At 32.5% G+C, this 11,829-nt stretch carries 11 protein-coding genes; 2 read left to right on the forward strand and 9 right to left on the reverse strand.

Annotation, left to right across the window (positions count from 1 at the left end; translation table 11 throughout):
* Positions 1-4 precede the first annotated feature (4 nt).
* Positions 5-1,159 (reverse strand): type I restriction endonuclease, encoded by a 1,155-nt coding sequence (locus ABN080_RS11740; RefSeq protein WP_197268921.1) that lies wholly within the window; start codon positions 1,157-1,159, stop codon positions 5-7.
* A gap of 522 nt (positions 1,160-1,681) precedes the next feature.
* Between ABN080_RS11740 and ABN080_RS11745 the strand changes: the two genes are divergently transcribed.
* Positions 1,682-2,209, forward strand: a complete 528-nt coding sequence (locus tag ABN080_RS11745; protein WP_196553931.1) for a hypothetical protein — start codon at positions 1,682-1,684, stop codon at positions 2,207-2,209.
* A gap of 451 nt (positions 2,210-2,660) precedes the next feature.
* On the forward strand, positions 2,661-2,954 hold the full coding sequence (locus ABN080_RS11750) for a helix-turn-helix domain-containing protein (RefSeq protein ID WP_349441113.1): 294 nt from the start codon (positions 2,661-2,663) through the stop codon (positions 2,952-2,954).
* 148 nt (positions 2,955-3,102) lie between these two features.
* Here the strand turns inward: ABN080_RS11750 and ABN080_RS11755 are convergent, their stop codons facing one another.
* The 8 genes from ABN080_RS11755 to tssA all read right to left on the reverse strand — a co-directional run bounded on the left by ABN080_RS11755 (position 3,103) and on the right by tssA (position 11,804).
* Positions 3,103-3,840: an ankyrin repeat domain-containing protein gene (locus ABN080_RS11755; protein ID WP_349441114.1), complete on the reverse strand. Its 738-nt coding sequence runs from the start codon at positions 3,838-3,840 to the stop codon at positions 3,103-3,105.
* A gap of 400 nt (positions 3,841-4,240) precedes the next feature.
* The gene (locus tag ABN080_RS11760; RefSeq protein WP_349441115.1) at positions 4,241-4,879 is read right to left on the reverse strand and encodes a hypothetical protein; all 639 of its coding nucleotides are present in this window, start codon (positions 4,877-4,879) and stop codon (positions 4,241-4,243) included.
* A gap of 9 nt (positions 4,880-4,888) precedes the next feature.
* Entirely contained in the window at positions 4,889-6,265 is a 1,377-nt protein-coding gene (locus tag ABN080_RS11765; RefSeq protein WP_349441116.1) for a VasL domain-containing protein, read from the reverse strand.
* A 90-nt stretch (positions 6,266-6,355) separates the two neighbouring features.
* Positions 6,356-6,784: a type VI secretion system baseplate subunit TssE gene (tssE, locus tag ABN080_RS11770; RefSeq protein ID WP_072070789.1), complete on the reverse strand. Its 429-nt coding sequence runs from the start codon at positions 6,782-6,784 to the stop codon at positions 6,356-6,358.
* 2 nt (positions 6,785-6,786) lie between these two features.
* A complete protein-coding gene (tssJ, locus tag ABN080_RS11775) occupies positions 6,787-7,344 on the reverse strand; it encodes a type VI secretion system lipoprotein TssJ (protein WP_349441118.1) in 558 nt (185 codons plus the stop codon).
* A complete protein-coding gene (tssG, locus tag ABN080_RS11780; protein ID WP_115350728.1) occupies positions 7,325-8,422 on the reverse strand; it encodes a type VI secretion system baseplate subunit TssG in 1,098 nt (365 codons plus the stop codon). The genes tssJ and tssG overlap by 20 nt, the downstream gene beginning before the upstream one ends.
* A complete protein-coding gene (gene tssF / locus ABN080_RS11785; RefSeq protein ID WP_349441119.1) occupies positions 8,386-10,149 on the reverse strand; it encodes a type VI secretion system baseplate subunit TssF in 1,764 nt (587 codons plus the stop codon). Before tssF ends, tssG begins: the two co-directional genes overlap by 37 nt.
* 32 nt (positions 10,150-10,181) lie before the next feature.
* On the reverse strand, positions 10,182-11,804 hold the full coding sequence (gene tssA, locus ABN080_RS11790) for a type VI secretion system protein TssA (protein WP_349441120.1): 1,623 nt from the start codon (positions 11,802-11,804) through the stop codon (positions 10,182-10,184).
* Positions 11,805-11,829: the final 25 nt, after the last annotated feature.

Raw genomic sequence — 11,829 nt, forward strand, 5'->3', positions numbered from 1 at the left:
TATATTAGCTAGTTTTTTTTCTAAAATTATCATCATTTTTTACATATTCAAATGAATCTAAAATAATTCCTGTTATTCTTAATATATCTTCTGGCTCATTAATATTTATTCTATTATTAACCAATGATAATCCAGCTCTAGATATTTCATTTTCTAAAATATTAGTAATTTCAATTGGAACTATAATATAAGGATTGTTTTTATCATAAAACCTAACAATCCATCTATTTGTTTTACCTTGATATAATATACCAAAATATGATTCGGTATCTTTATACTGAATATCATCATTGCCAATAATCAGTTTTATTTTTTCAAATAACATTAATTCATTTTTTGTTGTAATAATATTAGGGTTGTTTGGATCGATGATATCTACAATTTCAGTCGTTTTAATATTGGCAGTATTATCTTCTTTAACTTCAGTTGGATCATCAAAAGTCATTGCTTTATTGGATAACCCAGATACAACCATCGCACTAACAGAGCGTTCGACTGCTTGCTTTACCAATGGTGTTATGGAGTCTATGAATCTTTGGTTTAATTGTCTTTCAACATTAGAGCGGCTAGCAACATATCTTACAAATTCATTATCTACATCTCGTAAACTTGAGCTAATTGTTTTTGTAAAAGCCGATAAATAAACACTTTCTTCAGCTAAGGTTCTTAGTGCTTCAGGTTTAAATTTATCATGTCTAAATCTAAATAATTGACTGGCATCTGAATCACTTACCTCATCCATTCTTATTCTTAAGAAAGGGGTTGGGTCCATTACATTTTTCTGTTTTAAATCAGTAAAAAAACGCCATTCAAGTCCATTAGTTATCGCTGATATTGTCACTTCTGGTGTAGAGTTAAAATATCGTGACAACTGAGGACAATGGTTATCAAGTTTTTCTGAATATCCTTTTGCTTCAATAAACATGACGGGAACATCTTGGCAGAATAAGGCATAGTCAACTCGCTCATTCGCTTTAACTCCTGGAAAATCAGCACCATATTCTGCTTTAACTTTTTGAGGATCATAAGGATTAAAACCAAGGATATCTAAGAATGGCAATATTAGTGCTTGTTTAGTCGTTTCTTCTGTTGAGCAGTGTTGCCCTACATTCTTAACATGATCCATGTGATTTTTTAGCTTCAATTTAAAACTTTCCATTATCCTCACCTTTAATAATTAATGACTAAATTCCCAAACATAAAACTAAACACATCAACGGCTTTCATTACTATATATGTGTAAATATATTCAAAATATGCCCTATTAACATTTACTTTAAAAATTTTAATCTATAATTTAAAAGATCAATAGCGATGTGCTCACATTTACAGTAAATCAGGCAGGAAGTTTTATTTCGATTTTTAATGTGTTGATATATATAGATATTTTTTAATCTTTAATAATGTGCATAGTAGTTTGAAAATAATAAACACAATATATAATTTTTATTTAGAATAAATAATAATAGTATTTTTTTATTTTCATAATATCTTTTTTATAATCTATTTAAGGCTATAAATATTATTTATCTTTTTAAATAGAATAAAACTAATTTTTTTATTCTGAATTATATTAACATTAGGATAAAACTTGTGTTTTTTAATGATTAATTAGGATATATATTGATTCATTTGCTTTCGAGAACTTTGATCTCAACTTTATTAGGTAAAGGATAAAATAATGAAAAAAACGCTCTTAGCTAGCATGGTGTTGTTGGTTTCATCCAGTGTATTTGCGACTGAATCACAAGATACAAGTATGATTAAAGATGGTGTAAAAGGATTAACCTCCAGTATTACGACTATGAGTAAAGACGCTTTATCTGGCTTGAAAGATGGTGTTGATGAAGGCCGTAAATCAGGTAGTAGTATTGATGGTGCTATCATCATTTATGATAAAGAAAACTTAAATAAGTATACAACGATCAGATCACTTTCAGTAGGATCTACAGGTGAAAACAGCTACCTAGTTACGCTTGCGGTTAAAAATAATTCTGACTCTCTCATTCGCTTAACTAACTTAAGTGAGAAAAAAAATATTTATGCGATAGATGCTGACGACTTTGTTGCTTATTTAGATGGTATTCAAGAAGATGTCAATATCCCAAGTAAAACTGCAGTTAAATTACGTTTGGTATTTAAAGATACAGAAGGTGAACCTGTAAAAATACGCTTATATGAAAATGAAGTTGAATTAAATAAAAAATAACATTGTAGGCGATTTTATTTTGAAGTCGCCTATTAAATAAAATAAGCTAGCGTAATATTTTAAACCTTTCTAAATTTCTTTCGTTAGTTAAATTACTAATCTTATATCTCTCGCATATATATTATATAAATTAATCATTATTTAATAATAAAATAGCAGATAGCTTCAATCACAACTATTGTGCCTTTCTTTTGATTACTCTATATCAAGTGTTTAATACTATAGTATTAATCTAAATTTGATTTATTTTAAAATAACATATAGAAATGTAAATTATTTTAAAGTTAAAATATCGGAATAACCTTATTAACAGAGTTCGTGAAAGTAAGTACTGTTACGAGTGTTCAATAAAAAATGGTTAAGTATTTTCAGTTTATGATTTGATCGTTTTTAAACTGTAATTCGGTGTTTTTTCGATATGATCATCTAATAAAAGAAGGAGAACAATGGGATGATTAACACCAAACTTGGAAATAGAATAAAAATGATAAGAAGACAATTGAAAATAACAGAGAATGAAATGTCTGAAAGGTTGGGAATAAGCATATTACATTATTCTCAATTAGAAGGAGGGCATTTAAAAATAACGGTGGATCAATTAATTACTATTTCTTTTGTACTGGGGGTTACACCTCAAAGCCTTATTTTAGAGGCTAAAAAAACAGATTTTATGATTTTTGAAGATAGAGAATCGATAACACAACCTAGTGAGATCGTAATATTTAGAAAGAAAAAAGTAATTTAAAGAAATAGTATTATCATATTTTTATTGATATAAAATTAAGATGAATATATAAAACTGTATTTTTAGTTTTTTTATTAAATTTATATTTCTTAACATTTTATAAATAATAGCATAAATGCCATCTTATAATGAGATGGCATTTATGTATTTAATGGCAGGACGTTGTATTTGTTCTATGATTAATAGCACCATTTTTAATTAGTAGTTTCTGCATATCTTTAAGATCATTTTGGCAAGCATAGCTCAATGCACTTTGATCGTAAGAAAATAATGACTTATCCTGTGTTGTTGTGACAAGGTTAACATCAGCACCTTTAGAAAGAAGATATTTAACCGTATCAATGCGATTATTGCTTGCCGCAATCATAATAAAGGTTTCACCATCACTTTCTACTCTTTGATTATTGATCTCAATATCACTTCTCATTAAGGCGTGAATTTTTTTAACGACATTAACATTATTGCCTAATACGGCAGATTTAAAGACATTATAGACATCTCCTTTATCTGTAGCCCAAAGGTTAGCACCTTGAGAAATAAGATAATCTACCATTTCTTCATCACCAATAAATGCAGCCCAGCCTAGTGCTGTTTGGTTTAAGCTTCCTGTATCTTTTGCTTCAATATCTTGACCATTGGCAAGCATTTTTTTTACTTCATTTAAATCACCGTGTTTAACAGCATCAAACCATAGCGCATTTCTACCTGTACTTGGTGAAGTATAAAATACCCTATGTGGTAACCGTGATTTATTAGCTAATTCAACCATATCAGAATAATTTGATTTAAAAGATTGATATTCTGGTGGGTTATTTTCATTAACAATCAATGCTTGTGTACTAAAAGAAACTAATGCTAATGAAATAACAAACATTTTCATATTCATTTAAACACCTTAAAATATAAATAATTAACAAAACTGATTTAAATTAGTTTATTAAAAATTAATATTTATTAGTGTTGTGATTTGAAACAAAATGTAAGTAAGGTGAGCTTTATTAATACGTATTTGTAATGAAGATAAATCTTATTAATTGATTTGTTATTATATTGATTAAATATACATGATTTTACTTGTTTTTTTGAATATAATAAGAATAATTCTTTTTTTATCTTTATATGATGGTTTTATTATGATGTATACTTATAATTTAATATCGTGATTCTATCATTTTCTTATTTTTTATTTTTAATTTAAAGACTGTTTTGTAATAATTCGTTACTTTTTAATGGATATTGCTATCATTATAAAAAACAGTGTGATTATGATATTATTAATTCTTAAATTAATAATAGATGGCTTTGTCAATTTTATAATCTTTTTCATCTATTATTATTTTTGATTTCAATATAGAGTGTTCGTTTTCAATTATTATATCTTCATTTTGGCTATGGTTTGTTTCTGATTGAGAGTTAATAAGGGTTATTTTTAGTTTAAAAGTGTTTTTTTTGCTAAAAATATAAAGATCAACATAGGATAATTTATAATCAGGATAGCGAATATCTCTTTTACTATAATCAATTAATGGTAATTTATTTTCTCTATTATTCATAAATAAATTTATTTTCGATTTTAGTACCTGATATTTGTCATTTTGGTAATTAAGCTCTAATATAATCTTATATTCATCTTCATCAGGAAATATAAAGTCTATTGAGCCAATATTATTTTTAGATGAGAATATATCTTCTTGATTTAATGTGATATCTGCAACCGTTACTGTTCTTGGCTTATTATTATAATAAATAACAGGGTTTGATTGAGTATTTTGAGATGGGATTTTTCTTTCATCTTTGGATTCTAAGGTTATTTTAATTAAATCTATTGGACCAACAAAGATAAGTCCGCCATAAGGTGAACCCATAATACAGCCATTTAATAAACTAACAATGACAATAAGTATTAAATTCCTTATAACGTACATATTGTTTCCTTATTTAGACTGTAATAACGAATATCGATTTAATAGTTGTTTAAAATGATTGTCTATTTGTTGATACTCATAGTCTGGAATTGAATTTGGTGTTGGTTGTTTTTCAAGTAAGCGTAACTCTTCTTCTAAAGGTTTAGCTTGATTGAAATGCTGGCGAGCTTTAAAAATAATAGATTTTAATTCAGAGCCTGTAATATAGTTTTTAGGATTACCATCGAAGCTATCTAATCTTTTACTTAACCCATCCAGTTCGGTCATACCTTTAGACCATTGATTGAGTTGTTCATCTGTAGTGGCATTTATTTTTAGATTATTTTTCCAAAGCTGTGTAAATGATAAAAGTTCTGGATTATCTTGATACTGCTCATTCAAATAACTGATAACTTCAAGCCCATAACTCTGGGCCCATGTGGGAGAAAGTAATGCGAGCTCATTTAAACGCTGTTGTATCACATTAATCTGCTCTGAATTGAGTGTCTGTGTTATATTTCTGCCACTTGCAGGTTGTTGTTCAATAAGAGAGCCTGCATGTGCATTAATGGTTGGAATATAAGGAAAAGCATCTGCTAGATTGTTACTTTTTAATTCAGATAACCAAAAATAAAATAAGATAATAAAAAAAAAACTACTGGTTAATGTACCAATTAAAATACCTTTCCATAATTCTCGGTGGTTGTTTTTTTTTGCTGACGTCTGTAATGCAATCGATGGGGAGATGTAGGTTTTAGGTGGTATGGTTTTTTTAGTTAAATGAGGGAGGGGGGATAATACTGATTTAGTACTTTGAGATTGATTGTTTTCCTCTGCATTAATAACAGGCGATAAATCAGGAGAATAAAAATTATTATCTAATGTGTCTGCATTTTCTAGTTGTCTCGCTTGGGTGATAATTAAATTTTGTAAGTAATCAAACTGGACAAGATGTTTAATTTCTAATGTTTGAAGGTGATGATTAATGTTTTTTAATAATTCTTCAATTTGATAAAGAACAGGTAAGTCGGCATAAACAAATGTTGTTCCTCGAATACCTGAAATTAATTGTTGGTTTAATACAGAAAGAATATTAACACGAGTATGTGTTTGCACCGGCCATACTGTTTGCCAATGTTGAGTTAATATCTTATGGGTTAGATAAAGGCCTTCATTTAAACCATCTAATCCAGACTGGTGCTGCCGAGACAAAACAAACCAAGCAACTGTTTGAAGATCAACCCCATTTTGATTAAATAAAGAAACACACAATTCATGGACATATTGCCAATTAATATCAGGACGTGCTGGATGAAAACGTTTATCAAGTTCTTCTTTAATATTAAGAAATTGATTAAATACACGAGGATCACCTCCAATAGGAAGTGAGTCTAAATAAGAGTTCATAGAAGCCTCAAGTTAATTTAAGGTCTAAATGTTATAAAATAAAGTAAAACAAAGAGAAATAGGCTAAGAATAAAATGAATAGAAATACGTTTATGATAAGTTAAATTGTTTTTTTAAATGATGGAGAAATATTCGTCCATCAGGAGAAAACTCAGTACCATAACGTATAAGTCCTCTTTCATGTAATTCAATATCTAAAGAATAACATAATTTTCCAAATTCATTCTCAGGTAATATACCAAGTGTTACTGATTTTATTCTAGGTTCATACTTGAGTAATGTTTTTGATAATATTGCCATTACTTTATGTGAGCTTCCTGGTAATCCTTGAATAAGTTTGCTCATATCAGGTAAGCCATAATCAGGTAAATGTTTTAATGTTCCTGCTCGTGAGTTTAATATTCGACGAATATTATCCATAACAGACAGAATAACTTGGTTTTCTTCGGAGATGGTATCAACTGGCAATCCGCCAGAAAAATACCCCGTTAGCATTTCATAAAGAGAGGGTTGTGGCATCGTTATTTTTTATCCAAAGGTTGTAATATCAGTGTATTTTCAGCAAGCTCAATTTTTCGTGCTTTATCTGGATCGAGCTCATTTTTAGGAATAATAATTCGCCAGTTATTTTTAGTTTCATCAGGTGTGTGAAACATTACCGCTATTGCAACAAATTCTGTTTCTTTTTCCATTGGCATATCTAAAGAAATAGATTCTCCAGGACGAATACGTAAGTCTTTTTGTGCTAGTAATGAAGATTTTAAAATATCGTTATTTTGATTAAACAGTGATAGATAATCACTATCATTAAAAGTGTCAGCAGATTTTAGTTGGAATACTCTAACAATGACGGAAAGCGAAGAACCGTTATCGTCAGTATTAAGTGCTTCTCGTGCAGTAAAATCTAAATGCAGTACTTTAATTTGCTTATAGAAAATAGATTTAGTTAGAGAGACAGTACCATCGCTAATAGTTTGTGTTAGACCACATCCGGCAAGAGTAAAAACACCAATAAGTAATAGTGCTAGCCGGTAAGTATGGGGGAGAAATATTTGTGGTTTAGAATTGATAATTGCCATATTCATCACTTTTATAATGTTGAGTGCGGAGTGTTAGATATTGATAAAAACCAAGGCCGATGGTGATAAATGAGTTAATTGGCGGCTTTTCAATAATGTTATGAGGTCGCATTACTGCTGTTCTACCCAGTTGCACACCTTGGCTTTTAGAGGTGCTCAGTGTTGCATCAGGTAATAAATCTCTTGGTAGTGTTAAACGCAACCGTGCATTAACGCGTGAACCTAAATAAACACGAAGCAATGCCATAAAATCTTGATAAATACTACCATCAGGTAGCCAGCCTTTTGCTTCATCTTTATTTTCAGTATGTAACTTTATTAATACTTGGCTATTTACATCTATCGCATAACTGCCCAAAACGGGTTTATTTTCTAATGTAATAGGAGATAAACACGACATTGCAGTGGGAGCTTCTAGTGCTATTCTTCGTGGATCATGAGGAATAATATTGACCTTTGTTGATGGCGCTAATAATTTTACTAATGCACTAATTCCTTCCGCTGTACGTGTAGGTAGGCGTAAGATTCCTAATAGCGCTAAAAAGCGAGATAGGGGGGATTGCACCTGATTAGCACAACCTGGAATACCTAAACCAATTAAACCATAGAGGTATTGTGATGTATTATCACAGCCTCCTTCATCGAAAGTCGCAGGATAAGAATATTTACGCCAAATCCGATAAAATTGTGTAGTCAGTCGATGGTTAAAAATATCTAAAAAATCAGTTAGTGGATCTGTGCCATCTCGATATTGTGCAATATCATCGAGATAAGAAGTAGGAAGCGGTGAGGTGATACCATAAAGCCCCAGAAAGGTAGTTCGTAAGCTTGGTACCGTACTTTTACGGTATCTATCAAGGGAGTCAATCCCTTTGATTTCAGTCACTGGAAAACCCATACCGCGATGAGGGCGAAAACGAATAGGGTCGTCTTTAGGATCGTGAGAACGTCCTAATTCATAGAACTTAGCATTAGATTTTTCAAGTAATTGGCAAAAGCGATAGAAATTTATATAAGGTAATTTTTCGCCTAAAGCTTCAATTAACGGGGTAGCTGTGGATTGTGGATCTCTTTCCATTGAATACGTTTTCCTGTTGGTAAGATAATCAGTGTTAATTGATTAAACAGATGAACATCGGCATAAAGTGCAAAAAAGCGATTAAGCATTTCACCAAATAAATACATATCCCCTTCACCATTAAAACCATTACTGTCTAATGTCACTTCAATATCAATGCCTCGTTGTAAAAAGCCTTTCTCAAAACGCTCAATTAAATGGTGTTCAACATGAATAATGGCATCGAGTTTTCGATGATTCATATCATCATCTCGCCAGTCATAGAGTGCGAGCGTACCCCGAAGCACTTCGGCATTGTCCATCATATTAAGAAAACTTGAACCAAGGTGGCTGAGCACTCGCCAATGAAAGCGATCTTCTGAAGGTGGATAAAGCGGTAAAGTGGGTTTACATAAATTACGTACAGTTAATGGAATTTGTAAGGTTTGTTCTGTTCTATCAAGCAATGTGCTTTGTAGTGCTTTACGAGGTAATTGCCCATTAGTTCCAGTGAGTTGTAATGAAAGTGTTTCTGTTTCGGTAGCCAAATCAAGATTTTGTTTTTCACCACCTAAAATAAGCCAAGTATCATGAAGTCCCGCTACCCCACGTTTAACTCGAGTATGGTAATAACGTTCAGGGGCATTATGGCGTAGCATGCCACCACGATGACGAAAGCTAGTAAATGGCACATAAATAGATTCATTTGTCCGTTGAGAACCATGTACGCTATCAACACTATAAATTTCGGTATGCCCATCTTGAATACGACGCGGGCGTAATAAATATTCACTTTCTAGTCCATTAACAGTGAGGGGATCGGCTTCTATATTAAAAAGGTTAATGACAGGAACACAATGTAAACGGATATTTTCCTCACTTAATGTGAGCGAGTTATCCCATAAAGTATTTAGAACAATATCTAACTCAAATTTTGATATTTCTTCAGGAAAATGGATATCACCTAATCCATTAAGCGACACAAACATAAATTTTTCACGAAAAGAAAAATATTCCAACAGCAATTGATAGCCACTAAAAGTGGTATCACCTTTAGGCCAAAGGGCATCCGTATTTTTAAATCCTCCCGGCGAAAAAGAGAGAGGCACGGCTATTCTGTCTTTTGATTGAGGGAGTTTTAAATAGGTTTTTGAAACTTGTTTGGTTAATGCTAAATGCAGTGCATTAGTTGTTGGAATATCACCCGATAAATAAAACGAAAGTTTATGAAGGTTAACTTCAGGCCAATTAATCATTTCACTACATGTAAATTTCAACCGAATAACTGAACGTCCATCTGGCTCGGCCGTTAAATTAACGGCTTCTATTCTTATTGGATTAAGTGTTAAATCTTGCGTTGTTCGATAGTGACAAATTGTTTTTTTCGGACCAATAGGACGAGAAAGTACCTCAAATTGAGCCGATATTTTATCTGTCATTTTCATTTTTTGAATATCTGGTGTTAATTCAATGATTGATAATGAAGGAATTGTTTGTAAATAATGAGGCCACAATAAACTAACAAGGCCTTCTGTTAATTCAGGTAAATCATCATCAATTTTTTGTCTTAATTGCCCCATTGAAAAAGCAAAGCCTTCAAATAAGCGTTCAACAAAAGGATCGGGTGTACCTACTTTATCTAAATCGAGCATTGCGGCTCTATCGGGATGTGCTTGTGCAAACTCTTTTGCTGCTTCTTTAAGATAGCGCATTTCCGCATCAAAATAGCGAAGGGTTAAATCATCCATTAATTTGATACCTTGATTTGTTGAGTAAAATATTAAGAATATAAAATTGAAGAGCGTACAGGATCGATAGCCGTTAATTCACTGAGTAACAGTTCCATTTGTTGTTCAATGCGGTTTTTATCTGAAGTATTACGTTGAATTTTGGCTCTATAAAGGTGGAGTTGTCGTGCTTTTACTTCAAAAATATAGTTAGGCTCCCATTGTGTTAATGGCATCGAAAGTGCTTTTTTATCGAGTTCTCGTAATAAATTTAATGCCAGATCCTGGCGAGCAAATTGTTCTGCTACTCTTGCCATAACGAGGCTTAATAGCCATTTTTGTCTTGGTGTGTTGATATCAGGACGATGTTGTAGCCATTTTAAGGCAATCTCAATGCCTTCATTGTCTGCTTGAGTCATGGCTTCAGGCTCTAGTGCCAATATAGGCTCATCTTCGGATTGGTGAGATGATGAACACGATAAGCCCTGTATGGCATCAAAATTCTCTTCCATAACATGCTGTTTTATCCAACTTAAGGTTACTTCATCAGCAAAGGGAGTTCCATCTTCCCATGACAGTTTTTCTAAATCAGGGAGGCGAGTAAGAAATTGTTTTAAATCGTTTTTTATAACATCAGACCATGCATTCCAAGGGGCTGGAGATTTGCTGAGTGCTTGATATAAATACCATTGCACATCTAACCAAAAATGGTTAACACCTTCAGCAAAAAGCTTGTCAGCTTGTTCTGCAAGTTCTCCCCAACTTTGTTGTAAATAGAGGCGTTTAAGTTGGGCTCTTGCATCCGTTCTTGGGGGGGAAAGGCGAGTGCAACCTTGCTGATCTTGTGGTGGAAGTTGATGAAGCGTATCCCATCTCACTACTTTCATTAATCTATGTCCTGCTAACCAGCCACTAGGTTGATTTCGTAAGTAGTTAGCAAGCACTTTGGATTGATCTAATAATTCGCGACCTGATTGTATTGTTTCTATTGGCGTACTTTGTGATAAAGAAGAGGGCGTTGAAGACGAGTTATAAGCGGATTCATTTCTGCTGATATTTTGTGGTACTAATGAGCTTGTGCCACCAGACTGAGCAAGGCGTTTTTCGAGTGCTTGATGTAATCCGGCGAGTTGAGGTCGCTCAGCTTCACTCCATGTTGTAAGCTCTGTTTCAATTATCGCTAATAGCGCGATAATACGAGAAAATTCATTATGATCGACTTCGGGATAAAGCGATAAGCTATCTAAAACACGTTGTCCTGATAACCACTCTAAGGCAGATTTTCTACTGGTGGCTCGGCTAGGTAATAACGTATCGTGATAGCGAGTGAGCAATCCAGCCAAAAGTCCCAACGAATCCGCAAATCCATGTTCACCTTCTTTGTGCAAGCGAGCCCAAATATAATAAGTTACAACGCGCACATCTTTACAGGCGTTGAGCAGTAAATTTTCAGCAAGTAAGCAAATTAGTTCAGTATCGGCACCAGAGAGTTTATTGACTTCTTCTTTCATGCGTTCAAAGTCATCTTCATAGCAGGGATCATCACCTACAGGTTGATTAGGCGTAATGGGTAATAGCCAACGATCCCATAAAGCGATTTGTTGTTGAGCAAGTTGTTGCACTTTGTTTGTATCATCAGCAAAGCATGATGAAATTAAGGTATCCAATAAGGACATAGTGAGCATATTTCCTTTTAAGATA

The sequence above is a fragment of the Proteus sp. fly-1089 genome (assembly GCF_040138965.1).
Lineage (GTDB): Bacteria > Pseudomonadota > Gammaproteobacteria > Enterobacterales > Enterobacteriaceae > Proteus > Proteus vulgaris_B.

Bases quoted from the DNA above. Each gene is read 5' to 3' on its own strand.
- ABN080_RS11740 (WP_197268921.1), bottom strand. From the start codon at position 1,159: ATGGAAAGTTTTAAATTGAAGCTAAAAAATCACATGGATCATGTTAAG.
- ABN080_RS11745 (WP_196553931.1), top strand. From the start codon at position 1,682: ATGAAAAAAACGCTCTTAGCTAGCATGGTGTTGTTGGTTTCATCCAGT.
- ABN080_RS11750 (WP_349441113.1), top strand. From the start codon at position 2,661: ATGATTAACACCAAACTTGGAAATAGAATAAAAATGATAAGAAGACAA.
- ABN080_RS11755 (WP_349441114.1), bottom strand. From the start codon at position 3,840: ATGAATATGAAAATGTTTGTTATTTCATTAGCATTAGTTTCTTTTAGT.
- ABN080_RS11760 (WP_349441115.1), bottom strand. From the start codon at position 4,879: ATGTACGTTATAAGGAATTTAATACTTATTGTCATTGTTAGTTTATTA.
- ABN080_RS11765 (WP_349441116.1), bottom strand. From the start codon at position 6,265: ATGAACTCTTATTTAGACTCACTTCCTATTGGAGGTGATCCTCGTGTA.
- tssE (WP_072070789.1), bottom strand. From the start codon at position 6,784: ATGCCACAACCCTCTCTTTATGAAATGCTAACGGGGTATTTTTCTGGC.
- tssJ (WP_349441118.1), bottom strand. From the start codon at position 7,344: ATGGCAATTATCAATTCTAAACCACAAATATTTCTCCCCCATACTTAC.
- tssG (WP_115350728.1), bottom strand. From the start codon at position 8,422: ATGGAAAGAGATCCACAATCCACAGCTACCCCGTTAATTGAAGCTTTA.
- tssF (WP_349441119.1), bottom strand. From the start codon at position 10,149: ATGGATGATTTAACCCTTCGCTATTTTGATGCGGAAATGCGCTATCTT.
- tssA (WP_349441120.1), bottom strand. From the start codon at position 11,804: ATGTCCTTATTGGATACCTTAATTTCATCATGCTTTGCTGATGATACA.